Origin of the sequence: Chryseobacterium cheonjiense (genome assembly GCF_012927265.1) — a bacterium.
GTDB classification, from domain to species: domain Bacteria; phylum Bacteroidota; class Bacteroidia; order Flavobacteriales; family Weeksellaceae; genus Chryseobacterium; species Chryseobacterium cheonjiense.
Genome location: NZ_JABBGF010000001.1, coordinates 83811 through 110302, shown reverse-complemented (window position 1 = coordinate 110302; position 26492 = coordinate 83811). Strand labels below are relative to the sequence as shown.

General features: G+C 33.8%; 25 protein-coding genes and 1 tRNA gene. 15 read left to right on the top strand and 11 right to left on the bottom strand.

Going from position 1 to position 26492, the window contains the following annotated elements; genetic code table 11:
- Nucleotides 1–370: 370 nt before the first annotated feature.
- The 7 genes from HHL20_RS00525 to HHL20_RS00495 form a co-directional block, all read right to left on the bottom strand.
- Complete coding sequence (locus tag HHL20_RS00525) at nt 371–823, bottom strand: hypothetical protein (RefSeq protein WP_169229265.1); 453 nt, start codon at nt 821–823, stop codon at nt 371–373.
- 19 nt (nt 824–842) lie between these two features.
- A complete protein-coding gene (locus tag HHL20_RS19445; RefSeq protein ID WP_185194779.1) occupies nt 843–1712 on the bottom strand; it encodes a hypothetical protein in 870 nt (289 codons plus the stop codon).
- 124 nt (nt 1713–1836) lie between these two features.
- Nucleotides 1837–2238: a hypothetical protein gene (locus HHL20_RS00515; RefSeq protein ID WP_169229264.1), complete on the bottom strand. Its 402-nt coding sequence runs from the start codon at nt 2236–2238 to the stop codon at nt 1837–1839.
- Between the two features lie 679 nt (nt 2239–2917).
- On the bottom strand, nt 2918–3973 hold the full coding sequence (locus HHL20_RS00510; protein ID WP_169229263.1) for a hypothetical protein: 1056 nt from the start codon (nt 3971–3973) through the stop codon (nt 2918–2920).
- Between the two features lie 53 nt (nt 3974–4026).
- Nucleotides 4027–4995, bottom strand: coding sequence for a DUF4365 domain-containing protein (locus tag HHL20_RS00505; protein ID WP_169229262.1), 969 nt, complete (start codon nt 4993–4995; stop codon nt 4027–4029).
- A gap of 216 nt (nt 4996–5211) precedes the next feature.
- Complete coding sequence (locus HHL20_RS00500; protein WP_169229261.1) at nt 5212–7503, bottom strand: nSTAND3 domain-containing NTPase; 2292 nt, start codon at nt 7501–7503, stop codon at nt 5212–5214.
- Nucleotides 7504–8018: 515 nt separating this feature from the next.
- Entirely contained in the window at nt 8019–10106 is a 2088-nt protein-coding gene (locus HHL20_RS00495; RefSeq protein WP_169229260.1) for an ATP-binding protein, read from the bottom strand.
- 409 nt (nt 10107–10515) lie between these two features.
- On the opposite strand from HHL20_RS00495, the gene HHL20_RS00490 reads away from it, so the two are divergent.
- The gene (locus HHL20_RS00490) at nt 10516–11040 is read left to right on the top strand and encodes an antirestriction protein ArdA (protein WP_169229259.1); all 525 of its coding nucleotides are present in this window, start codon (nt 10516–10518) and stop codon (nt 11038–11040) included.
- Nucleotides 11041–11145: 105 nt separating this feature from the next.
- Here HHL20_RS00490 and HHL20_RS00485 read toward each other — a convergent pair.
- Nucleotides 11146–11219 (bottom strand) — tRNA-Ile (locus tag HHL20_RS00485).
- Nucleotides 11220–11279: 60 nt separating this feature from the next.
- Entirely contained in the window at nt 11280–11678 is a 399-nt protein-coding gene (gene mce, locus HHL20_RS00480; RefSeq protein ID WP_169229258.1) for a methylmalonyl-CoA epimerase, read from the bottom strand.
- Between the two features lie 86 nt (nt 11679–11764).
- Between mce and HHL20_RS00475 the strand changes: the two genes are divergently transcribed.
- The 8 genes from HHL20_RS00475 (at nt 11765) to HHL20_RS00440 (ending at nt 19915) form a co-directional block, all read left to right on the top strand.
- On the top strand, nt 11765–12124 hold the full coding sequence (locus tag HHL20_RS00475) for a ribosome-binding factor A (protein ID WP_169229257.1): 360 nt from the start codon (nt 11765–11767) through the stop codon (nt 12122–12124).
- 3 nt (nt 12125–12127) lie between these two features.
- Nucleotides 12128–13333 (top strand): ABC transporter permease, encoded by a 1206-nt coding sequence (locus HHL20_RS00470; protein WP_169229256.1) that lies wholly within the window; start codon nt 12128–12130, stop codon nt 13331–13333.
- A gap of 48 nt (nt 13334–13381) precedes the next feature.
- Complete coding sequence (locus HHL20_RS00465; RefSeq protein ID WP_169229255.1) at nt 13382–15187, top strand: endonuclease; 1806 nt, start codon at nt 13382–13384, stop codon at nt 15185–15187.
- A gap of 60 nt (nt 15188–15247) precedes the next feature.
- Nucleotides 15248–15985, top strand: a complete 738-nt coding sequence (locus HHL20_RS00460) for a shikimate dehydrogenase family protein (protein ID WP_169229254.1) — start codon at nt 15248–15250, stop codon at nt 15983–15985.
- An 81-nt stretch (nt 15986–16066) separates the two neighbouring features.
- Nucleotides 16067–17872 (top strand): DUF349 domain-containing protein, encoded by a 1806-nt coding sequence (locus HHL20_RS00455; RefSeq protein ID WP_169229253.1) that lies wholly within the window; start codon nt 16067–16069, stop codon nt 17870–17872.
- 61 nt (nt 17873–17933) lie between these two features.
- The gene (gene ribD / locus HHL20_RS00450) at nt 17934–18956 is read left to right on the top strand and encodes a bifunctional diaminohydroxyphosphoribosylaminopyrimidine deaminase/5-amino-6-(5-phosphoribosylamino)uracil reductase RibD (protein ID WP_169229252.1); all 1023 of its coding nucleotides are present in this window, start codon (nt 17934–17936) and stop codon (nt 18954–18956) included.
- 101 nt (nt 18957–19057) lie between these two features.
- Nucleotides 19058–19204, top strand: a complete 147-nt coding sequence (locus tag HHL20_RS00445; RefSeq protein WP_169229251.1) for a hypothetical protein — start codon at nt 19058–19060, stop codon at nt 19202–19204.
- A gap of 111 nt (nt 19205–19315) precedes the next feature.
- The gene (locus HHL20_RS00440; RefSeq protein WP_169229250.1) at nt 19316–19915 is read left to right on the top strand and encodes an IMPACT family protein; all 600 of its coding nucleotides are present in this window, start codon (nt 19316–19318) and stop codon (nt 19913–19915) included.
- A gap of 2 nt (nt 19916–19917) precedes the next feature.
- Here the strand turns inward: HHL20_RS00440 and HHL20_RS00435 are convergent, their stop codons facing one another.
- Both HHL20_RS00435 and HHL20_RS00430 read right to left on the bottom strand, forming a co-directional pair.
- Nucleotides 19918–21015, bottom strand: a complete 1098-nt coding sequence (locus tag HHL20_RS00435) for a hypothetical protein (protein ID WP_169229249.1) — start codon at nt 21013–21015, stop codon at nt 19918–19920.
- Between the two features lie 112 nt (nt 21016–21127).
- Nucleotides 21128–21838 carry a zinc metallopeptidase gene (locus tag HHL20_RS00430; RefSeq protein WP_185194778.1) on the bottom strand — a complete coding sequence of 237 codons (711 nt, stop codon included), beginning with the start codon at nt 21836–21838 and terminating at the stop codon, nt 21128–21130.
- A gap of 104 nt (nt 21839–21942) precedes the next feature.
- On the opposite strand from HHL20_RS00430, the gene HHL20_RS00425 reads away from it, so the two are divergent.
- The 6 genes from HHL20_RS00425 (at nt 21943) to nuoD (ending at nt 26400) form a co-directional block, all read left to right on the top strand.
- Nucleotides 21943–23076, top strand: a complete 1134-nt coding sequence (locus HHL20_RS00425; RefSeq protein ID WP_169229248.1) for a GNAT family N-acetyltransferase — start codon at nt 21943–21945, stop codon at nt 23074–23076.
- Between the two features lie 32 nt (nt 23077–23108).
- The gene (locus HHL20_RS00420; RefSeq protein WP_169229247.1) at nt 23109–23285 is read left to right on the top strand and encodes a hypothetical protein; all 177 of its coding nucleotides are present in this window, start codon (nt 23109–23111) and stop codon (nt 23283–23285) included.
- A 292-nt stretch (nt 23286–23577) separates the two neighbouring features.
- The gene (locus HHL20_RS00415) at nt 23578–23949 is read left to right on the top strand and encodes an NADH-quinone oxidoreductase subunit A (protein ID WP_029298774.1); all 372 of its coding nucleotides are present in this window, start codon (nt 23578–23580) and stop codon (nt 23947–23949) included.
- Nucleotides 23950–24053: 104 nt separating this feature from the next.
- Nucleotides 24054–24614 (top strand): NADH-quinone oxidoreductase subunit B, encoded by a 561-nt coding sequence (locus tag HHL20_RS00410; protein ID WP_066441001.1) that lies wholly within the window; start codon nt 24054–24056, stop codon nt 24612–24614.
- 5 nt (nt 24615–24619) lie between these two features.
- Nucleotides 24620–25114 carry an NADH-quinone oxidoreductase subunit C gene (locus tag HHL20_RS00405; RefSeq protein ID WP_169229246.1) on the top strand — a complete coding sequence of 165 codons (495 nt, stop codon included), beginning with the start codon at nt 24620–24622 and terminating at the stop codon, nt 25112–25114.
- 62 nt (nt 25115–25176) lie between these two features.
- Nucleotides 25177–26400, top strand: coding sequence for an NADH dehydrogenase (quinone) subunit D (gene nuoD, locus HHL20_RS00400; RefSeq protein ID WP_169229245.1), 1224 nt, complete (start codon nt 25177–25179; stop codon nt 26398–26400).
- Nucleotides 26401–26492 lie beyond the last annotated feature (92 nt).

Genomic DNA, 26492 nt, shown 5'->3' with positions numbered 1-26492 from the left:
TTACACTATACTTAAAATAGATATAAGATTATGTTTTCCACATTATTGGTTATTTTTTTTTGTCAATTATAATTTAAAATAATTAAAATAGCATAGGTGTTTTTACGGTATTTTTAATTTTTTTGCTTAAAAATATAATTCTACAAAATCTCACATCTTTACGTAATCCTTTTTTTTTTTTTTTTTCCGAATTTTCCTGATAGTGAGTTTTGATGTGGTTTGAGAGTAGAATAAGTAAGATAATAGTTTAGATAAATTTGTAGGATGTATTGGTACTATGTAGCAGATTTCCATATAACCCTTCTGTTCATGTCTGTTTGCATGAATAAAAAGTAAGCCCCAACACCATAATGTCAAGGCTTTGTTTATTCTACATTTTCACCAAGTCAAACCAAGTTCCGTTACTGTTATCTTTCCACTGAATCTGAGTTGCTGAAACTTTTCTGAACTCAAAACTTTGTGTTGTGGTTGTGATGTTATATTTAACAGTAAAGTTATACTGCGTATTACTGTTAACGGTTTCGTCAACACTTCCACCGTTAGGACTTGATTTGATTGTTTCCGTCATGCTCTGTTCGCTTACACCTGTTACGAGTAGTATAAAATCATCTGTTGTAAACTTGTATAGCTTGTTTGAGGTTGTTCCATTTGTTACGCCCCACGTTCCCTGAATCCACATGGGAGGGTGAAAATATTGAGTTGTTGCAGGGTTTGTTTGCTGTGTGTTGTTATCATCATCATTGTTGCTCGAGCAATTTACGGCTACTAATAGAGTTGTTAGCGATAATGCTGTAAAAAGCATACTTTTTGCGTTTTTTTTCATAATTGATTTATTTTTGAGATTAATTATAGTTTTGGTTATTTCTTTTCTGTTCCTCAACCCACATTTCATGCTCCATTTGTAGCTGTCGGGCTTGTTCGTGTTCTTCGGGTGTAATGCTTTTCCATTCTCTGATAATCTGCTCCTTTTCTTCTGTGGTCAAGGTTTTTGGAGTAGATGTTTGATTATTAGATACGGTGGTGTTACGGATTTTAGAGATTCGTTCTTTTTCCTGACTTGCTTCTGCATAGCTGTCAAATCTCATCATGTATCTTTCAAGAATGTTTTTGTCAAACAGATAGGCGTTGCATTTTGCCTGTGTATCGTCTAAAATCATGTATTCCTCATCCGTACTAATAGTGTAAGGGGTGTTAAATATTCCTGTTATAATTACAGATTCTTTCCCGAAGTATTTGTCTTTTACCTTGAAGACTACAAATGAGTGTTTTACGGCTGTTTCAGGTGGGTTTTGAGGTATTGCTATGCTTGGGTTATTTAAGGCTGTTTTTGTGGCATCTATGGCTGTTTTAGGGGTTGTAATTGGTTCTAGTTTAGTTTTGTCACAACTAATACCTAACATTGGCAGAATCAGAATCAAAACCTTTAGACGGTATCTCTTGAAAAACAAGACGATTAGTGTGTATGCTACCCAAAATAGCAGGAGATATTTGTAATCATTAAATACAGATTTTGCGTACAACACGCCTTTGTTGGAATAACTTTTAAACTCAGAATCATACAGTAGCTCACTACACATCATTCCGTTTGTAGGTAAGTCTATCTTTGTTCCGAAAGGTGTAGTTTGGTACAATGCACCTACGGGAGTTGTTCGGGTGTCGTATGTTCCGCTCAAAACAATCTTTCCGTTACTATCTGTACTAGGGATATTCAAATTGGGGATATATGAAAATGTACTAAAATGCTCTACTGCAAAAACACTCACAAATGCCAATATAAAGCCTATTAATATTGATTTAGGTATGTTGCGGTCAACCTGAATTGTTTTCTTTTCCATCTTAATAATATTCAGCTAATCCATCGTTATCCATAACAATAATTTTCTTGTAATCCTGAGAAACAAATACGTAAATGTTCTGTTTGGAGTTGGTGTTATAGTAAAGTGATTGTTTGAAAATTGTACCTCCAATTTCTTTATATCCTGATTTTTTTATTTCAGCCGCCCAATATGCTTCCTGTCCATTATCATAAACTGTGAAAAGTTGAGTGGCTCTTCCATCGGAAGATACTTCAAAATAAAACTTGTAATTAGAGGTTTCATCTGCAATAAGTTTGTATTGCGTTTGTCCATAGCTATCTGTATATTTTATACTTTCCTTTCTGTGTGAGAAATAATAGTTTTGGGAAAAACACAAGGTGCTCAAAAGTACCATTGCTCCTGATAATAATAATTTTTTCATAGTGATTTTGTATCACTCGAGCCTAAAGTGTGGTTTTGTTTGGGTTGTATAATAGAAAAAGGACGCAGGCTCGTAACTCTTATTTACCAATAGAGGCTCTGGTAAGCCATAAGGAATAAATAAGCGAAACCCACGTCCCGTAATATATGGACGTGAGCGTTCAACTTATCATTCTACTCCTTATTTTGAATTTACCAGATTCCTATTGGCAGAATAATTATTAACGCTTTTTCGTTTTCGATAAAATTTGAGGTACGAAGATATGAATTTTTGTAATTATATGACAGTTTGTTTTTTAGTGAAAATGTAACGGTTCGTGCATCATCACCCACAAAAAAAGAGACTCTTATCAAAGCCTCTTCTATCTTTAAAATATTTCTATAATAAACCTATAATAGCAAAAAAGCTAACGAAGCTGGAGTTTATCCTGAGCTGGTCAAAGGGGTGAACAAGATTTGCTTTGTTAGCTTTGAAAGCTTAATATTTCTGGGCTTAAAGTAAGTGTTGGAAATTGCAGCGAAAGTTTCAATCTAGCAACACAGTAAAGTAAAAGACAATTTATTGAATAAATTTAAGAAAAAGTCAATATAATTGGCTTTTGCGCAATAGAATGCCGAAACTTCAATTTTTTGCTTTAACCCGCCATTGCGCTAAATCCTTGTTAGCGTAGTTGTTTTATTTATTGAATTTCTACATTTATATATTCAAAGTCTAATTTTAGGTTTTGCTTTATAAATTCAATGTATTTTTTATCATTTTCGGTTGGTGGATATTGTCCTACTACTATATGATTTTTCTTACGGATATCACTATCATAAAATGAATAAAGTAAAATTTGACCTAGAGCTTCTTTTATACATTCAGAAGCGTAAGACGAAGATTTCACCTCATAAAAATTAGTGAATTCGGGTTGAATTAATTTGATATCAACAAAATTTTCTTCAAGTATTACATTTTCTTCTCCATATTTGTCAGAAAGGATTTCTACTAATGCTTCTTGGATTTTATTATGCTTTTGTTCAGCAACATATGAACGTGTAACAGTTCTTAACTGAGTAGTTGAATTCCTTGATTTTGTGGCTCTTCTTTTTCTTCTAGATTTCTTACCAGTACTTTCTATATCAAATATTTCATTTTTTTCATCCTCTTTGCCGAATTTTTCAAAGAGTTGCCACATAAATGCATAAACATCTAAGTGAGCAGGTTTATTGAGCATCATTAAATTTTGTATTTCCGAAATTCTAGTTTTTTTATTAACTGATAAACCATAATGATGTGCGATTTTGAAATGAACATCTCTTTTGTAGATAGGTATTAATCTTTCATTAGAATATAAAAATGCAACTTTCCATTTAAATAAATCGGGCAAAATTATTTCATCAATTTCTGAAAACTTTCCTAATTCTGATAATTTAATGATACTGATAATATCAGTCTTTATTTTTGTAAAAGCTAATTCTCTATTTTCTCCATAACCTTTTAACCACGAATATTTATCATCATTTTCGTAATTTTTTGGTTTTTTATTTGGGTCTTTTCTTTCATAGATTCCAAACTTAATAGATGTCATTCCTTTAATACTCCCAAGCTTTCTAGTTTTAGTTTCGACCCATTGACAAAATGTATCTTTGTTGTGTAAACCAACATATTGTTGAAGTGTTAAATTCTCAATATTTTCAATTGTCCATCTATTTAGAAATTCATCTAGGAGTTCTTTTAATTCATCTATTATCATTTAATAAGAAAGTTGGGTTTTACAATTACGGCTAACGGTTTGGCGATACTATGTTAGCTATTCGTTTTTATTATTATTTCTCGTAATTTTTTTCCTAGGTCTAATCTCATGTAATCATCTTGAGTTTGAAATTGCATTTTAATATACCTCTCTCTTACCAGAGTTGTTGGTGGTAATTCTGACTTAAACTTGCTTTCTGTAATCTTAATAAATTCTAAAAGTTCACGTCCCCTAACTGTTAATGGAGCAATAAATGTTGGCTGTAATTGTCTTTCTTTCCAGTCAATAAGATAGTCCGAATAGTCAATAGATGCAAGGTTTTGGTTCATCAAAAACTTTGCATACCCATGTAAAAATTCATATTCACTATAACCTAATCCCAGTCCATATTCTGTTTCATTATAGTATTCTGCAATTTTCAAGGCTAAATCCATACTGAAATAAACATGTCTGCATAAGTTTGTCAGCCCTTGTGTAAATAAATCTAGATAACTAATATGAAAGGTAGGGTTTGGACATATGTTTTTTGCCATTTTGGAAAATACTTGTTCAATGGGATAATAAGGAACATTTAAATCTCCAATTGTTTCAAAAATATTTTTCGCTGTCAGATTGTTTAGGAAGGAACTCTTATCTAATGTTATATACGTTTGATTTCGCTCTGGAATGTTAAGTTGATATCGAGCATCTGTAAAATATATTTTACCGTCATTTGGATAATATACCAATAATATTACTGGAAGTGGAAAAATTGACCAATAGTTTTTATGTTTTTCGTGTGGATAAAATACAAAATAGTCTCCCTTGTCTATTAGGTAAGAATTTCCTGATTTTATTTGCGCTGCAACTATTTTCCCTGTTGCTTCTCCTTGTTCGTTTACATGTTCTATTTGTCCGTCAATTCCGATATCACCATTTGAAGTTTCACGAAATACATACCCATTAGAGTTCAACTCTAAGGCAACCTTTAGAACGCCCTCACGCTCTTTGAAATAACTTTCTGTAACTTTCGGAGTATCCATAAATGACAGCTCAGGAGCCGCAGCTTGGCGAAGTACAGGATTGAATTGAGCGAAAGTTCAATTCAGACCCAAACGTAACCAAAGCTGTGAGCTTTTTGGTAAATTTAATAAAAAAACAAAAGCAAACAGCTTTTGGCGGCTAAAAAGGCGAGAAGTTCAATTTTGCACTTAACCTGCATTTTGCTAAGCCAATGTTGTAGGCAGTTTTTTAAGTAATTAACGTTCAAATATTGCATCGATATCATCTTCACTTGAACCTCCAAAATAAAAACCACCGTGACTATCACGGTCATAATCTGGCTCATAATTTTCTAAAAATCTATTTACTTTTGAATCTATATCAATATTTGATAATATGTCTGATGTGGAAAAAGAAATTTTATCAAGTATATTTTCATTAAAGCCATCTAAAAACGAATCAAGGTTTTGTCTTATTTCATCTTCGATACCATTTATGTCAACATCTGGCTCATAATAACCATCATAATAGTTGTAAGAATTTGTTATGTGTTTGGAATAATCGATATCCAAATCATTATCATTAACAATACTTAGCAAGTATTTATCAAGTAAAATATTAATTTGCATAAGGATACTTTCATCATCAATATCATTTTCATCAACAAAATCTAATAACCTTTTTAATGTATCTTCATCAGATACATCATCAATAAAACCATAAAGAAATTCGAAATTTTGAAATTTAATTTTGGGCTCAAATTCTGTTAAAATGAATAATAATTCCCATAATCTCTCACCACTGGGTCTATCCGCAGTTATTATAATATTTAAAAAGGTTTCTAATCTTTTATTGATTGCATCATTAAAAATGTCAATAGAACTTAGGGCAATTAAAAAATCCCAATCTTCATCATTAAGTTTACTTTCATAAAAGAAATCAAAAAGATTTTCGAGTATTCTACTTGTATAAACTTTGTTAATTTTGTTATTCCTCAATAAAGTATGTAAATAATCGATTGATACTTGTGAATTTAATGATTTAAAAATATTACAAATTAAATCAATTTCATTTGAGTACGCACCTAAAACAAAATCTGCAATAGAAGGATTAAATAAAACATATTCATACTTTTCGTTTCCAATTTGATTTCTATTTAATAATGATTTTGTAGCTAGTTTTCTTACCGATTCAAAACTTTTATCAGAATTGTCTCCGAAATTTAAAGGGTGTATTCTTAGATATGTATTATAAGAATCTCTCAAATATTCTTCAGATATTTTACCGTTATTAAAAACGGTTAAAAATGTAAGAGTTCTTACAAAATCATCAGTTTGATTTTGAAAATATCCTTCCCAGATAACTTCTGGCTTATTTAAACTTTGAAGAATGTATGTCCAATAGTTTTCTGATTTAATATTACCAATAACAGAAGAATCGGTTATAAATTCAATAATTCTTGGGTTAAAATTCCTGTGCTTAATTATATCTTTGTATCCTTTATCTTTATAAATTACGTCAATGAATTGTTTTGGCAATTTTGAATGATAAATATGATTATATAAAACTTTAGCTTTATCTATATTAGTTAAATTTTCAATTGTAAGAAGAAATTCGTTATCTCTTATTTTTAAATTTTGAAAAATATGACTTAAACTATAAGCTTTATTCAAAATATTTGTTCGTGATGTAAGAATAAATTTTTTACTATTATCTTTTCTAATTCTATTAATAAATTTGACAATATGAGAATCTTTTTTATTGTTAATAGCGTCATAAATATTACTTCCTAAGAAATCGTCACAGTAAAAAAGAATTTTTTTTTGTTCATTTTCTCGATACAAACTTTCTGCTTCGGTAATGTTTTCTTCTATATCACAGAACTCATAACCTTTTGCTGTATATAGAATTGCCAAATTATCCGCAAGAGTAGTTTTACCGATACCTGGTTCACCAGTCAGAATTATAACATTATTTTCTTCTAAGATTTTAAATGCTTTATTATGATTTTCAGTGACAACATATCTATAAGATTTCTCTTCAATTTCTCGTATTGTGAATTGACTTCTGCCTTTTATTGCGTTGTTAATTAGAATATCTAAAACACTTGTACTAGTAATCCAAAGTTTATAATTTCTTTCAACAACGTCCTGATTTTCTCTTTTAGATAGGAATGAATTCAAATCTTCTTGTCCCCAAATATCACTTTCATTTTGAATGTATGGTTTAAAAACATTTAGAATTTCTTTTTTATTTATTCTAGAAAGTGTTTTTGAGGTAATAAATATATATTTATTAGGATTTAGCTTTTTTACTTTAGCTAATTCTTCGTTTTTTAATTTTGAAATTAATTGAGAATAAGAAGTTGAAAAATAATGTTTGCATTGTATGATTCCTTCTTTCTTATCTCCAATCCAGAATCTACCATCAACGCCTCCATCTCTTCCAGACTTAAATATCTCAACTTTTAAGTTATATGTTTTTTCAATTACAGATGCCGCTAAACTTTCAAATTCTCTGTCATTTAATTTTGAGAAGTCATATTCCATTTCTTTAATTAGTTTTAACCAAATTTACGGAAATTTATTCGCTATTTTTTGGACAGCTTTTTGGTAAAATTGCTTATAACTTTCTAGTTTACGCATTGCGTCAATAATAACAATAGATATTGCGCCACTTGTTTTAATCTTTATGAATTAATGTGCATAATGGTTTGATTTTCAATAATAACGAATGAAATGTTTTTATGCTTTTTTTGATTAAAAACGTACTAATGGAAATTATATCATATCTGTAATGTGAAAAACTGAGAAAAAGAGGGTATCTGCAATGGTTTTATAAGTTATTATACATTTGCTGTAAACTACAAAGTTTGATTCATTTTGTAAATTCTTACAAGTCTATTGTGTCTTAGGTAAGTAATCTTTATGGTTTTGGTGGGGTGTTGAAAAATCAGATTTGAAACAAATACATTTTTGTCAATATATTATCTACCTATTTGCCCCAAAATGAAAAAAGTCTCTCAGGGAAATGAGAAACTTTTTAATGCTAAATTGCTAAATTTTTAGGAGCTCGGAATATTTAGCTTATCAAATAGTATTTTATTTCTCTCCCTCGCATTTTTAATTATTTTTTTGAAAGGTAAAACTTCAATATAGGCTTTATATGGTAATATTTCTTCGCTATAAAATCTGAAATATCCCATCCCGTCTGGCATTTTAGTAAAAGTTTCCTCAATTAAAATTGATTCCAATGTATTTGTAATATCAGCTATAATATAACAATAAAATGGTGTTGTTTTACCCGCTTCTATTTTTCGACCATTTTTTTTGACTTGTCCTTCAACAATTTCTTTCATGTATTTTCTAACCTGTTTCACTGGGTCTTTTTTAACATCACCATGTTGATAATCATTTCGATAAGGTTTTTTAAATTCAATAATAGTAAAACATTCTTGAGGATTCTTATCCTCTGAAAATAATGTTGCTTTATCAAACACTTCTTCTTGTTTTATGATTAAATCAATTCTATCTCCAGAATTTGAATTTAATTCCTGTACTTGTTTAAATGTTTTATCGGATGCCAATAAGTTATTAAAGGTTAGTCTTTCATCTAGTAACCACAAATTTTGTTTGTCATGAATCACACTTTTTTTATCCTCCTTAATAGGGAAAAATAAACTATGGATAATATCTTCATTGTAAAAATCTTGATTCTCATCCCATTCAATTAATCTGTCAAGTAAATCAATAACAGACCTTCTATGAACTACATACCTTGCCAAGTCAGTTTTGCCAATTTCATTAAATTCTGACCAAAATTTTTCATATAAAAAGTTATAATCTTCTAGCTTAGTTATGTCTTTTTTATCTTCTAAAAGTTTTTTGCCTTCCTTTTTAACATCTACTTTCCATTCACTTTCGATTTCATACAACTTTACATCTAATTCATGTGGTGTTAATCCTTGAGGAATTTTTTCAACCTTTTCTCTGTTGTATTCAATAACACTGCTATAATTTGGAAATTCCTTTTGAATAATTGGTAGATATTGTTCGATTTTTTCTTTTCTAGTTCTGCTTAAAAAATCCTCTAAAAGAGATTCTATTTTTTCTATTGTGTGTCTTCTTATTTTTGCAAGAGTTATTTCATCATCATCATCAATATCATCATCAGAAAAATGAAAATTAGTTCTTTCCTCGTTGACATGTTGATTTAAAAAATCACCTAAAACAAATACTTGAAAATGGTAGCTTTTGTTTTTGTCTGTATTATCTTCAATAGCAAATCTTAAATCTTCAATATATTTTGACAAACCTTCATCTTTGACAGCTCGTTCGTGAGCACAGTAAAGAATTTTGTGGCTAAGTGCATTATATGATTTGGTGATGTATACTTTAAACTCTGATTCCCCTATATAAAAGGTATCATCTAGAATTTCAGATTCAAATTCACGAGAGAAGAGGTTATTCAGAATAATTTCATTTCCATTTTGGTTTGTAACGGTTATTTTAGGCGCTATTTTTTCAATAAAATTTAATTGGAAATGTGTAATAATCTGTCTGGAGATATCAAAAATATCTCTAGGTGCTTTTAATTGATATTCTTCTTCAAAATCATTTAGGATTACCTTTGTGCCTGTTTTTAAATTTCCGAAAACTTCTTTTTCTGAATATTTATCAAACCCTTCTTTTGAATTTTTTTTATATTCAAAACTTCTTTCATAGAATTTATTGTTTTCTATATAAATACTATCAAATATTAATTTTGAAAATAATTTCAAACAAACTAATCTGCCTATTCCTTTTCCTCCAATTTTTGCTTTTTTTTCGGAATCAAATTCTTTAAATGAGTTTAGATTTTCATTATTAAATCCAATACCATTGTCAATAATTTCAAATGATTTTATAGGATATTTATCTAAATCATCTAATTGCTTTAATGCATCTGGAGAACCCGTTCTTATTAGATTAATATTTATTTCTCCTTCAAAAGTTTTATCTAAAATTCTTTTTTCAAGAATAGCGTGAATACTATTACTGATAACCTCAAATAAGGGTAACAGAGATTTTGTTTTAGGTACATACAACTTATTTACTCTGTTTTTTAGATTTGTTATATTGGAAATGGGACTTTCAATAATATCAGAACTCATGATTAAATGTTTTTTGCTAAAATACAATTTAAAATCACATGGAAAAAATTAGCAATATGTTATAAAGTATATCTATGCCGAGTTTCAAAATTTTTGTATAGGTATCGGCTGTGTACCTACTATACGGATTTCGTGCCCCGTTAGAGAGTTTTTTTCGGCATACCCCCTATGATAGGATTCTGTTTTTCTCAGACTTGTTTTACTTTTCCTGCGCTCCGACTGGTTAAAAAGTTTTTAACAGACGTTGATATTTTGGTTAAAAACTGCTGTAAACACTTGTATTTATCGGCTTTTTGTTGTATATTTATAACGCTTTTGTGAGCGACTTTTTACAAAAAAAATGCCTAGAAGTATTGGCGTACTGCTAGGCGAATCAATAAATTTTAAATGCAACTTAAAACTTATCAACATGACAAATTTACAAAATTGTCTTGATACTGCTAGTATCTATTGTGGCACGTATGCCAAGTATAACAACGGAAGCCTTTACGGTAAATGGTTAAACCTTTCGGACTATTCCGATTACGACGAATTACTTACAGCGATGTATGAACTTCATTCTGATGAAGCCGACCCCGAATTTATGTTTCAGGACTATGAATGTCCGATTCTGGAAAAACTAGGACTATTGAGTGAGTGCCATATATCAAAAGATATATACGATGTTCTGGAACAAATTAATGATTCAGGGCATGATGTAGAGGTTTACGAAGCGTGTTTAGATAATCTCGGGAAAATGGACTTCCAAAGCCTATACGAATATGTAAACAATTTTTATTACGGTGAATTTTCGGGTGATGAAGATTTTGTACAATACTTATATGAAGATGATACGTTTAGTATTCCAAATTGGGTTGTGATTGATTGGGAAGCAACCGCCAGAAGCATAATGTTTGATTATTTTGAAAGTAACGGGCATTATTTCCGTAGTTAAATAAAGATTGTTAAGTTTACTTGTGTTTACCTTTAAACTTGACCTGTACCTTGACCCATTACAAAACAAAAGCACCTACAGATTGTAAGTGCTTGATTTAAAAAGTGGTCCCACCTGGGCTCGAACCAGGGACCACCTGATTATGAGTCAGGTGCTCTAACCAACTGAGCTATAGGACCGCAAAATTGGTTGATTTTGTGACTGCAAAAATAACAAAATTTCCGGCACTACAAAATTTTTTATTGCTTTTCTTGACAAAGTTCTACCAAGACTCCATTAGTGCATTTAGGATGAAGAAATACAATTAATTTATTATCAGCACCTTCCTTTGGTTCTTCAGAAATAAATTCAAATCCTTCTTTTTTTAATCTTTCAACTTCTTGCAGAATATTATCAACTCCAAAAGCCAGATGGTGAATACCTTCTCCCTTTTTATCAATAAATTTTGAAATCGGGCTTTCTTCCTTACTCGCTTCCAAAAGTTCGATTTTACTTTCACCTGCTGCATAAAATGAAGTAACCACTCCTTCCCTTTCCACAGATTCTTTTTTATAAGATTCCTTTCCCAAGAGTTTGGCAAAAAGTTCGTCAGAAACTCCCAAAGATTTTACGGCAATACCGATATGTTCTAATTTCATAAATTATATAATTATGTCGTAAATTTGATAAACGTTCAAATTTTCAAAGTATCAATTCAAACAAAAGTACTAAATTTGCACAACTTATGGAAAGTAACAGACAACGAAAAGTAGCACAGATTATACAGGAAGACTTCGCAGAGCTTTTCCGCAAGCAGGCTGCAGAAAGCGGACAGGGTATTTTGGTATCGGTATCTGATGTAAAAGTAACGGCAGATCTGGGGATTGCTAAAATTTATCTCAGTATCTTCCCTCAGGAATTCCGTTCTGCGGTAATGAAGGAGATTGAAGAAAGCAAAGCGCAATACAGAAACTTTATCGGCCAGAAAATGGCAAAACAGGTTCGTGTGATTCCTAATCTTAACTTTTATTTGGATACTACCCTTGATGATGTTGAAAAATTAGACAGAGAATTAAGAGGCGAAGGCGATAATCCTATTCTGTAACCCTTGAAGAACATTGCATTTTATATAGCATCCCGGTACCTTTTAGCAAAAAAAGGGAGTACGGCTGTTACGTTCATTACGTGGCTTGCAGTCGGGGCTATGACGGTTGCCGTTACTGCAATGTTCGTGATTATTTCAGTATTTTCAGGACTTGAAGACCTCAATCAGGAACTCATTTCCAATCTCCACGCAGATCTTACTATTAAAAGTACTTCGGGGAAAACACTGAAAGATTTTGATAAGATAAATTCCGTTCTTAAAAACAATAAAGAAATAAACCACTTTTCAAGAGTAATTGAGGAAAAAGTTTATATCAGCTACAACGGAAAAGGTGATATTGCCTATCTGAGAGGGGTGGATTCTGCTTATACAAAAGTAAATCCTATTGATAAAGACATTTTCTACGGAGCTTACCCGGGTTTTAAATATTCCAATGAAGTTTTGATGGAAAATTCACTGGACAACAGGCTTTCCATCCCTGTATCTTCTAATTCCGATTATGCCACATTGTTTATGCCTAAACCGGGCACCGGAATCATTAACAAAGAAGAGGATATATACAATAAAAAAGATATCCTGGTAACAGGGGTATTCCCCGGAAAAGATCAGCTGGACAACTATATTATTTCACCGATTGAGCTCACAGAAGAATTATTGGATCTACCAAAACACTCTGCTTATCAAATTGTTATTACGTTAAAAAATTCAGACAATACCAATTCCGTAAAACAACAGCTTCTTTCTGCTTTGGGCAAAAATATTGAAATCAAAACCAAAGAAGAAGAAAACGCCGCTTTCTGGAAAATGATCAACACGGAAAAACTCTTCATCTATTTGATTTTCGCATTGGTTATTTTCATTACTACCTTTAACCTTGCGGGAGCTATCATTATTTTACAGCTTGATAAAAAGCAGCAGGCGAAATCTTTGGTATCATTGGGATTTCCTTTGAGCCATCTGCGTCAGATCTATTTCTATACAGGAATACTCATTGTTGTACTGGGAATTATTTCCGGACTTATACTCGGAACCGCATTATGCTATTTCCAGCAGTACACCGAATTTTTCAAAGCCAACGAAACACTGCCTTTCCCCGTAAAAATAGTAGGCAAAAATTATCTTATCGTAGCACTTACCGCGGCGATCTTCGGTTTCGGTATTTCATGGGCATTTTCGAAAATAAGCAAGGAGTATATTACTAAAAATTAATATCGTAACCTATCATTTTTTCGTACCTTTACGCCCCAATTTTTAAAAATGAAACGTACTTTATTCTCTTTATTAATGAGTTTTGCATTCATCAGTGCATTTGCTCAGATCCCAACCGGTTACTATGACGGAACGGCAAGTCTCTCCGGAGCTGCTTTAAAAACCAAACTAAAACAAATTATTACCAACGGTCATGTAGACAATGGTTATAGTGCCCTGTATAGTGGTTATGCAACAACGGATCGCGATAATATCGCAGGAATTCCGGGATTGGAAAACGATAATACTGTTTTAGATATGTATTCCGAGAATCCTAACGGAACAGATCCTTACTCGTACAGCTATCCCGGAGTGCAATGTGGAAATTATAACAGCGAAGGTGACTGTTACAACAGGGAGCATATCGTTCCTCAAAGTTTATTCAACAGCAACGCTCCGATGGTTTCAGATATTCATTTCATCAGACCGACAGATGGAAAAGTAAACGGAATGAGATCAAACTTTCCTTTCGGAAAAGTAGGATCGGCTTCTTTTACATCTCAAAACGGATCCAAACTGGGAGCGTCTGTTTCTCCCGGATATTCGGGGACGGTTTTTGAACCTGTTGATGCTTTTAAGGGAGATATCGCAAGAATGGTCTTATATTTCGTAACTAGATATGAATCTCAGCTTTCAGGTTTCGGAACAGGAAATATGTTAGGAGGCTCAGCTTTTCCGGGATTACAGACCTGGGAACTGAACCAGTTATTAGCATGGCATGCAGCAGATCCTGTTTCTGCAACTGAAATTGCAAGAAACAATGCCTCATATGTATATCAGGGAAACAGGAATCCATATATTGATCATCCGGAATATGTAAATCAGATCTGGGGAACTCCTACGGTTGATACTCAGGCGCCAACGGCTCCTACTAATTTAGCAACCAGCAATCCTACTTCAAATACTATTTCTTTAAGCTGGACTGCTTCTACCGATAATATTGGAGTTGTTGCGTATGACATTTACAAAGATGGCGCTTTCTATACAACCGTTACCGGTACTACAGCAACCGTTTCAGGATTAAATCCTTCAACAACATATAATTTCTACGTGATTGCAAAAGATGCAGCAGGAAATGCTTCTACGGCAAGCAACACGGCTTCAGGAACAACTCTTGCAGGAGGACAGCCAGGCGGAAGTTGCGGAACAGAGGATTTCTCAAATATTCCGGCTGCTGCTTCAAGCTACACAACTCAAACCTGGACCAGCAATAATATTACATGGACTGCAACGGATGCAAGAACAGATCAAAATATTAACGGAACAGGAAATAAAGCAATCACCATAAGAAACGGAAACCTTACAAGCTCTAGTATTTCCGGTGGAATTGAAAGCTTAACCGTGAAAGCTCAATTGAAATTTTCGGGTAGCGCGGGAAGTTTAAATGTTCTGATTAACGGTACAGTAGTAGGCACAATTCCTTACACATCTTCCTCTACTGCAGCTGTTACGATTAATAACATCAATATCAGCGGGAATATTGTTATCAGTATTGTAAATCCTGTAACAGATAACAGAATTGCAATTGACGACCTGAGCTGGACATGTTACAGCACATTGGGAACAGCAGAAACTTCAGGCAATAAAGCAGGTTTTATGATTTACCCAAATCCAGTAAAAAACAATGAATTATTTGTAAAAGGAGAAAATCTGAATAAAATTACAAAAGCTCAGATTTATGATTTTTCAGGAAAATTGATTGAAACAATTGAAAATCCTTTCAAAACAACAAATAAAATCAATCTTAAAGGTCTGTCTAAAGGAAATTATATCCTTAAAACAGATTCTTTCTCTACAAAATTTATAGTAGAATAACTCATAAAAATATTTATTCAAAAGGCCGGTTTTTTCCGGTCTTTTTTTTATTTTTATAGTATGGATTCCAGCAAAAAATTAGGCCTCATCGGGAGAAACGTTTCTTATTCTTTCTCTAAAAAATTCTTTGAAGACAAATTTCAAAAACTCATGCTGAAAGGCTATTCTTATAATATTTTTGATTTAACGGAAATTGACGAGGTGAATGACTTGTTCACCCATCCTGATCTGCTGGGTTTCAATGTAACAATTCCCTACAAGGAAAAGATCATTGATTACCTGGATGATCTCAGTGATGAAGCAAAAAAAATCGGGGCAGTGAATTGTGTTGTAATTGAAAACGGAAAAAGAATAGGTTACAATACAGATGCTTTCGGATTTGAAAAAACATTACTTCTTCACAAAAAGCCTCATCAGGAATCGGCAATCATATTAGGAAACGGCGGAGCGGCAAAAGCTGTAAAATATGTTCTGGATAAAAATAATATTCCATCCGTTACCGTTTCCAGGAAAACGGAAATTAATTATGATAATCTTGATGAAAAGACGGTTGAAGATCATAAAATCATTATCCAGTGTACTCCGGTGGGAACCTTCCCAAATGTAGACGACTGCCTGGATTTTCCCTTTGGCAGCATCACAAAAGAACACCTGATTATTGATTTAATTTACAACCCAAGCTACACGCAATTCATTATTAAAGCCTCCGAAAAAGGAGCAAAAACGGTGAATGGATATTATATGCTTGAACAGCAGGCAGAAAAAGCCTGGGAAATTTGGAACTTTCAAAAAAAATAACATAAATTAGTACTATATTTGGCTTTTTTGCTCTATATTTAGAGGATATATTTTAATGCCACTCACAATAAACGATTTGCTATGACTACAGAAAACAACCTTTCTGAAAACGAGGAAAACAAAAACTTTACTCCGGAATCTTTGGAAGAAAATTCAGAAGACGTTACCCCTAAGAATGAAAACTTTGAAGTTGAAGAACATGAACAGGATGAAGAACATGAAGAGGTAGACCTCTCCCTGGCTGATACGTTGAAGGAAATGGAAAAGATCATCAACGCTCCTAATGCCGGTGAGGATTTCAAAAAATTCAATCAGCTTAAAGAAAAAGCAAGTCATTACATCCATGATGAGGTGGAAGATAAAAAACACGAATATACTGATGCCGGAAACGCTCCCGAAAACTTCAGCTACGAGCACCCTTCCCAGGCAAGATTTTCAGCTCTGGTGAATATATTCAGGGAAAAACATGATGCTTACCAGAAAGGTCAGGAAGAAGAGCAGAAGAAAAATCTGGACCACCGACAGAATATTATTGAAAGGCTTAAAAATCTATATACTAATTCTGAACCCGGCACCAATCTTTTCAAATCGATAAGAGAAATCAAAGAAGACTGGTCGAAGGCAGGACAGGTAGCAAAGTCTGAGTTTAAAATTCTTAACAATAATTATTTCCATCACCTGAATCAGTTTTATCAGATGCTGGATCTCAACAAAGAATTTCTTGAACAGGAATACAGCCATAATCTTGAAAAAAGACAGCACATTATAGAACGTGCAAAGCAGCTTGAACAGGAGCCTGTGATTCAAAAAGCACTGAATGAGCTCCAGTACCTCCATAAACTCTGGAAAGAAGAAGCGGAACCGGTAGCCGAAGAATTCCGTGAAAAAACATGGGAAGAATTCAAAGAAATTTCCAATAAAATTCACGAAAGAAAATCAGAACTTTCGGCAGCCATTGAAACAGAGCAAAACGAAAATCTTGAGAAGAAAAATCAGATTATCGCCGAAATCAAAAAACTTTCAGAACCATCTGAAAATCCGAACCACAATTACTGGCAGAACGCCATCAGAAGAGTGGAAGAATTAAGATCGGAATTCCTGAAAACCGGAAGCGTTCCAAGAAAACTTTCCAATCAGAACTGGAATGATTTTAAAACAACATTAAGAGGCTTCAATACTACGAAAAATACGTATTACAAATCATTAAAAGGTTCTCAGCAGGCCAATCTTGAAGAAAAGCTAAAGCTTATTCAGACAGCAAAAGATAATCAGAATAATGAAGAATGGGACATTGCCGTACCTTTATTTAAAAAACTTCAGGAAGACTGGAAAAAAATAGGACATGTTCCTAAGAGCATGACCAATAAAATCTGGGACGAATTCCGTGATGCCTGCAACGCATTTTTCAACAACTACAGGGAAAAAAGCAATGCTTCTACCGATAACTGGAAAGAAAATTATAAAAATAAGAAAGTACTTCTTGATGAACTGAAAACAGTTACCAATGAAGAAGGCAGCATTGAAAAAATTGAGGCCATAAAAACCGCCTGGAACAATATCGGTAAAGTTCCGAGAGATAAAATTTCAATCAACACCGAGTTTAATAAAACATTGAGAGAAAAACTTAAACTCAATAAAATCAACGAACTTGAACTCAAAGAAGAAGGCCTATCTGAAAATCAGCTGACTGATAAAGCAAGAAAGATGAAGAGCCAGATTTCTGATCTCGAAGCTGAAATTGTGAAACTGGAAAATAACCTTGCTTTCTTCAAAAATCCTTCCAGAGAAAACCCGCTTTTAAAGGAAACTTTTGATTCTATTGAAGAGAAAAAAGCTCATTTGGAAACGTTGAAACAAAATCTTCACAGCATTATTGCCGGAGAATAATATAACTTAAAATCTAAAAAAGGCGGAGCAAAGTAATTTGTCTTCGCTTTTTTCATTAAACATGCAGGACGAATTTTATATTAAAAGATGTATCGAACTTGCCGGTAAAGCACTCGGCAAAACCTACCCGAATCCGCTGGTAGGAAGCGTAATTGTGCATAACGATATCATTATCGGTGAAGGTTATCACCAAAAAGCAGGAGAAAACCATGCGGAAATAAATGCTATTAATTCTGTTAAAGACCGCTCGCTTATCCCGGAGTCTACCATTTATGTATCATTGGAACCCTGTGCACATTACGGAAAAACGCCGCCGTGTGCCCTGAAAATAAAAGAACTAGGATTCAAAAAAGTTGTGATCGGCGCTATGGATTCTCACGACAAAGTCAACGGAAAAGGAAAAAAAATTATTCAGGATGCAGGAATAGAAGTCGTTTCAGGAATTCTTGAAGGAGAATGTAATGCTTTAAATAAAAGATTTTTTACCTATCATGAAAAGAAAAGACCCTACATTATCCTGAAATGGGCCCAATCGGGTGACGGTTTTATGGACAAGGACTTTCAGCCCGTTTCCATCTCAAACTCTCTGGTAAATCAGTTTGTTCACCAATTAAGAGCAGATGAACACGCGATTCTTGTCGGTACACAAACAGCACTTAATGACAATCCTGCCCTCACCGTAAGAAATGTAGAAGGAGAAAATCCGATCAGGATTTTAATTGATTTTAATTTAAAAGTTCCGCTGGATTTTAACATCTATAATAAAGAAGCAAGAACTCTAATCTTTAATACTGTTAAAGAGGAAAAAACTGAAAATCTGCATTTTATTAAAATTAAAAAGGAAAATTTTCTGAACGAACTGATGAGTGCTTTATATAAAGAGCAGATCCAGTCGGTCATTATAGAAGGTGGAAGATTCACTTTACAGCAATTTATCAATGAAAATCTTTGGGATGAAGCTATTGTTATTGAAAATAAGAATCTGAAACTTCTAAACGGAACCCGGGCACCGCAGTTTGAAAAAGACCCTGAAAGGTCAGAAGAATTACGTGATAACGCAGTTTTATTCTATAAAAACAAATAAATATCATAATAATTTGAATTATATTAATAATTTAATTAATTTAGTTACCAATAACGAAATCTAAAAAGCTTAGAAAGTAGGAAAACCAAAAACAAATTATTATGAAAAATTTAAAAAAATTCAAGCCTTTAACAAGAGCAGAATTAAAAAAAGTTGCCGGAGCCGTAAAAGCTCCATGGGTAGATGATGGCTGCGGCTGGCCGTTGTGTATGAACCAATTTGGCAGGTGTTCCGTGTTTGCATGTTAAAGAGTTCCATAGATTAATCCGCTGAATAAATTTTGAATAAATATTTATTATCTGAGCCTTTAAAGAGGCTCATTTTCTTTTTAGTATTTTTGTACATTAATGCAGACTGTGATGTTGTTCGAATATAAAACGATAGAAAAACCCGTAGAAAACATTTTATTAAAAGAAAAAGGAAGCAAGTTCATAGGATTTGCTTACCCCATAAATAATGAGGAAGAACTTAAAAATATCTTAGAAAAAATACGGGCTGAGCATCCGAAAGCAACGCATCATTGTTATGCATACAGAATGGGACTCAGCGGAGAAAATTATCGTGCCAATGACGACGGAGAGCCGTCAGGAAGTGCAGGGCTGCCCATTTACAATCAGCTTTTGGCCAACGAGATCACCAATGTCATTGTTATTGTTGTACGATACTACGGTGGCACAAAATTAGGGGTTTCCGGACTGGTAAAAACGTATAAGGAATCTGCTAAAATGACCTTAGAGGAAGCCAATACTATTATAAAGGAACTGGAAATTGATATTCAAATACAATTTAATTTTAATCAACAGAATATCATTTTCACTTTACTGTCGAAATTCGACGCAAAAATCGTCAATTTTGATTCCCGTGAAAAGGCTGCAATTACCGCCAAAATTAAATTAAAGCACCGCGAAGCGATCGCTGAAGCCCTTAAAAATATACAATTTGTAGATTATAAATTTTGAGACTAAAGCTCTTTTTTGACTTTTCTGTTGGGATTATAAAGAATGACTTTCACTTTATCGTTTCCATATTTTTGCTTTAAATAAACTGCAATCTTATTATATATTTCAGTTTCAGGAATTGGTGCAGATTTTATTTCCTGCAATGCCCAGTTTTGAAGATTGACAACTGATGCCGTTCCGCAAACATGATTAGCAGAGTGCTCAAAATAAGGCTGAAATTCTTTTTCGGTATCTGAAAAACAGATATACATCTGGTCACCCTTTCCTGAATATAAGTTAAAAGAGAAGTATTGGTACCAGCCGTCAAAAAAGCTTAATACGGGCATTAAGAACCAAAGAACCAGCCAATAAAAATTATGCGTGACGGTTCTGTAAGAAAATTCAATTGGTTTAGAATAAATAACAAGAATTATAAATATTATTGCTAAATTCCATGGCCAGACAACTGAATTATACTGTAAACCAAACGGACCGATAAAAATCAAAATGCTTATATGCATCGTAATTAAAAGATAACTGATAGTCTTTTTATAATTTGAAAGCAAAAGTAAAAGTGCTAAAGAGATTTCAATAACCGGAATCAGCAGTCCCATGAAAAATAGTTTATATTTTAAAATAAATTCCATTGACAACCCTAGAAAATCTATCAAAAACATATTCAACCATACCACAGAAAGAAAATCACGGTTGATTTTATGCAACCCACTAAATAAATAAATCGAGACCAGGAATAGATGACTTAATAATACAATATTTTCAGGTTTATAGAAATTGATAATCACCATAAGTAAAAAACACAAATACATATATTCCCAAGGCTGCCATCTTACAGTATCCAATAAGCAGCTTATCACTTCAGAAAAAAACAGGGCAATCAGCAACCAGCGATGTATTCTTAAAAAAAAGACTGTCAGTAAACATAAAAGAGAAAAACTAAATAAAAAATGGTGGAAAAAATTGGGAATATTTTCCAATTTTTCAATTGGTGGAATTACTGGATAAACTCTTTCTGTAACCCACGTTTTATAACTCCATATTTTAGTTAAAAACCAAAACAAAGCAATTACGCGTATCAAATAACTGATATCTTTTCTCTTCATCAATGTGTTTTTTCCAAAAATATTAAATTCAAGTGAATCTAGCTCATTATCATATAAGAAACACCTCAGAAAAAATTTCTGAGGTGCAATAATTTATTTATTTTATTAATAATTAGTCCCTTCTGCCTCCCATAAGCAATGATGCCCAGTATAAAAGCTGAGCCAGTGAACCTATCGCGGTAACTACATACGTTCTGGCTGCCCATTTCAGACTGTCTTTTACGCCTACATATTCTTCAGCAGTTACAGTACCTGTATCTTTCAGCCATTTCATAGCCCTTTCACTTGCATCATATTCCACCGGCAGAGTTACAAACGCGAAAAGAGTGGTAAAAGCAAACATAATTACTCCTATCGCTAATACCATACGATTACCCGTAGGATTCTCAATACTTTGTGTAGCAGCCATAACCATAATCCCGGCAATAAGAACAAACTGCATAAGATTAGAGCTGATTTGCACTACAGGCACCAGCTTTGAGCGCAGCTGAAGCATAGAATAGCCCACTTTGTGTTGCACGGCATGCCCGCATTCATGTGCAGCTACTGCCGCGGCCGCTGCATTTCTCTGCATATACACTGCTTCGGAAAGATTTACTGTTTTATTTTCCGGGTTGTAATGGTCTGTTAATTGTCCCGGAACCGATATTACCTGAACATCATTAATACCGTTGTCTCTCAGCATTTTTTCTGCCACCTCCTTACCGGAAAGCCCGTTTCGGAGATGCACTTTAGAATAATATTCGAATTTCGACTTTAGCTTCGATGATATCCACCAGCTTACAAGCATTGAAATCCCAATGATTATATAATAACCTATCATTTTAGTAACTTTACAATATATTTTCACCCCAAATGATGTAAAAACTGTGCCAAAGTATAACATTTAATTGGTTATATTTGCTCATTAATTTGCCTTTTAAAACTATGTCTAAAGTTTCAGTAATTGAAGTAAAAACAACGGATCAGTTAAAGCAATTCGTCAGATTTCCAATGGATTTGTATAAAAACAATCCATATTACGTCCCCTCATTTATCAATGATGAAATCAACATCTGGAACCCTGCCGAGAATCCTGCGTTGCAGTATTCCGAAGCGAAACAGTTTTTGGCTTTTAAGGATGATAAAATTGCAGGCAGAATTGCAGTAATGATTAATCATAAAGAAGAAAAGGAACTGGGAATCCGAAAAGTACGCTTCGGATGGATAGATTTTATTCACGACCGTGAAGTTTCAAAAGCATTGATAGATACTGTAATCGATTATGCCAAAGAAAAAAACATAGAAAAGATAGAAGGCCCGATGGGATTCACCAATCTTGATAAAGCCGGAATGCTGACAATGGGTTTTGACAAGCTTGCTACGATGATCGGAATCTACAACCACGAATATTATCCGAAACATCTTGAAGCTTTAGGCTTACAGAAAGAAAAAGAATGGGTAGAATTTGAGCTTCAGTTCCCGGAAATACTTCCTGATAAGATACACAAATTCAACGAACTAATCTCCCAAAAGTACAAACTTAAGGTTTTGAATTTCAGATCAAAAGAAGAGATTACTGAATATGTTGACCCTATGTTTGATCTTTTGGACGAAACGTACAAACATTTATCTACCTACACTCCTATTTCTGAAGAACAGCGCAAAACCTACAAAGAGAAATATTTTAAATTAATCGACAAGGATTATATTGTGTGCGTTGCTGATGACGCAAATCAGCTTGTTGCCTTCGCCATTACCATGCCCTCCTATTCAAAGGCACTGCAGAAATCGAAAGGAAAACTTTTACCCTTCGGCTGGTGGCACTTTTTGCAGGCCGGAAAAAAGAACGACCGGGCAAATTTTTATTTGATAGGGATTCATCCCGACTATCAGCGAAGAGGCGTAACATCTATCATTTTTAAGGAAATCTGGAAACTTTTCAGAAAGAAGGGAGTGAAGTATCTGGAAACCAATCCTGAGTTGGAAGAAAACAAAAGTGTCCAGTTGCTTTGGCAGGATTATAATCCCGTTAACCATAAAAGAAGACGTACCTACGCCCTGAATATTACCAACGGATAATAATTGTTAGATTATAAAATTAATTCCATCTTATGAAGCCACAGCTTATTATTTTTGGTGTTTTAGTTGCCGGATATATTATATACAATCTTTTCCTTCAGATTCCTGATGACCGCACTAATACCGTTGTGAATATACTATTCGCAAGCATTATCTTTGCCTATATCGCGTTTATGGCATTTTCGCTTCTTAAAAAGATGAAAAAGTAGAAGATCTGATATTGCTTACTATTTAATATTTCATCCGTTTAGCAATATTATTTTACAGATGATATTAAATTGTTAAAATGCTTTAAAATCTCAGATAATAACACGGTAAAACATTTATTGACCTTACCTACAAAAAAAGGGAAAATCTACATAATATAAACAATCATGAATAGCTAATTTTTATTGATTCTAAATTACCGGTTTAATGGATTTTAATTCCACTTTTAAGTCGATAAATTTCATGCTTTCTTGTTTATTCGCTAAATTTGCAAATTGAGATAATAATGCAAAAATGAATTTACCTGAAAGTTATATTCCAATCCTTATACAAGCAGGTGTTGCGATAGGTTTCGTAGCCATTTCTTTGCTTGGCGCACATTTTTTAGGTCCAAAACAGAAAAAAGGAAATTCTGTAAAAAACCAAAGCTGGGAATGTGGAGTCCCGGTAGAAGGAAACGCAAGAACACCATTTTCAATCAAGTACTTTTTAACAGCGGTACTGTTTGTATTATTCGATATTGAAATCGTATTTTTTTATCCGTACGCAGTAAACTTCAGAGAATTCGGAATGGAAGGATTCTTAGCTGTACTTATGTTCGTAGCGATTTTCTTTATGGCATTTTTTTATGTCTGGAAACGTGGTGCATTAGATTGGGATAAATAAAAAGAAATAGAAATTTTAAATGACGATTTTAGATAATTCAGTTTACTTTAATACTAACATTAACAGTAAATTGAAATCTAAATTAAAATCTTAAATCTAAAAAAATGTCAGATAACAAACCAATAATAAGAACAGATGCACCTGCTCCGGAAGGATTTGAAGGAGAAGGGTTTTTCGCAACGAAACTGAGCAGTGTAATCGGGATGGCCAGAAAGTTTTCACTGTGGCCGCTGCCTTTTGCAACCTCTTGTTGTGGCATCGAGTTTATGGCTACCCTCAACCCAACCTATGATGCTTCAAGATTTGGTATGGAAAGAAACTCTTTCTCACCAAGACAGGCAGATCTATTGATGGTTTGCGGAACGATATCAAAAAAATTAGGCCCCGTGCTTAAAGAAGTTTATACCCAAATGGCAGAACCGAAATGGGTAGTGTCTGTTGGTGCATGTGCATGCAGCGGCGGTATCTTTGATACCTATTCAGTATTACAGGGGATCGACAAAATTATCCCTGTAGATGTTTATGTTCCCGGATGCCCTCCGAGACCGGAACAGATTATTGAGGGCGTAATGCAGGTTCAGGCTCTTGCAGAAAGCGAAAGCATCAGAAGAAGAGATATGCCTGAATATCAAAAACTATTAGATTCTTACAATATAAGCAACTAACGGAAATGACAAACGAATTTGTATTAGAAGCAATCACAAGAGAATTTCCGGAATCTGTAATTTCAAGTTCAGAACCTTATGGAATGCTGACGATTGAGGTAAAGAAAGAAGACCTGAAGAAAATAGTTCATTACCTTAAAGACTCATCATTAGAAATCAACTTCCTTACAGATGTTTGTGGAATCCATTACCCGGAATTTCCTGAGAAGGAAATTGGAGTGGTTTATCACCTCCACAATATGATGACGAATTTCAGACTCCGTCTTAAGGTTTTCATGTCCAGAGAAAATATTGAGGTAGATTCCTTAGTTGATCTTTATGCGGGAGCCAACTGGATGGAAAGAGAAACCTATGATTTCTTCGGAATTAAATTTAAAGGACATCCGGATCTGAGACCTATTCTGAATATGGAAGATCTCGGATACCATCCTATGCTTAAAGAATATCGTCTGGAAGATGGTACCAGAACCGATAAGGACGATGCAATGTTCGGAAGATAAAAAGCGAATGGCCAATGGCAGTTAGCCAATAAGCCAGAAGCAAATAGCTAAAAGCAATCATTATGAAAGATAACTCATTATCCAATATACTCAACCAGTACGAAAGTAAGGAGCAAATTGACGGGCAACTGTATACCCTCAATTTGGGACCGACGCACCCTGCAACACACGGGATTTTTCAGAACATCTTAACGATGGACGGAGAAAGAATTCTTCACGCAGAACAAACCGTTGGATATATCCACAGAGCATTTGAGAAAATTTCCGAAAGAAGGAATTATGCTCAGATCACTACCCTTACTGACCGTATGAATTACTGTTCTGCCCCAATCAACAACTTGGGATGGCACATGACCGTAGAGAAACTGATCGGTGTTGAAGTTCCGAAACGTGTAGATTATATGCGTGTTATTTTAATGGAACTTGCAAGAATCGGAGATCATCTGATCTGTAACGGTGTAACGGGAATGGACTCCGGAGCAATTACCGGCCTTACCTATATGTTCATCGAAAGAGAGCGCATCTATGATATGTATGAGCAAATCTGCGGCGCAAGGATGACCACCAATATGGGAAGAATCGGAGGCTTTGAAAGAGACTTCACTCCAAAATTCCATGAGTTAATTAAAGATTTCCTTAAAACATTCCCACCAAGATTCAAAGAATTCTGTACTTTATTAGAGAGAAACAGAATCTTCATGGACAGAACCATCGGAGCAGGCGGAATTTCTGCAGAGAGAGCTTTAAGCTATGGGTTCACAGGTCCAAACCTACGTGCAACAGGTGTGGATTATGACGTAAGAGTTGCGCAGCCTTATTCATCCTACCAGGATTTCGACTTCATTATTCCTGTGGGAACTTCCGGAGACACCTACGACCGATTCATGGTTCGTCAGCAGGAAATCTGGGAATCAATTAAAATCATCAAGCAAGCATACGAAAATCTTCCTGAAGGTCCGTTCCATGCGGAGGTTCCTGATTTCTATCTGCCTGAAAAAGCAGATGTTTATCAAAAAATGGAAGCACTGATCTACCATTTCAAAATCGTAATGGGAGAAACGGATGTGCCTAAAGGTGAAGTATACCATGCTGTAGAAGGCGGAAACGGAGAGTTAGGATTCTATTTGGTAAGTGATGGCGGAAGAAGTCCTTACAGACTTCACTTCAGAAGACCATGTTTCATCTACTATCAGGCATATCCTGAAATGATTACAGGTTCTGTAATTTCTGATGCGATTGTAACGATGTGCAGCATGAATATTATTGCGGGAGAATTAGACGCATAATAAAATTTAGGAAAATAGATGGAAGATAAAAGGCTTTCATCACAATATATAAATTGAATTTAGAACATGATATCAGAGTCTATTCTCTTTTT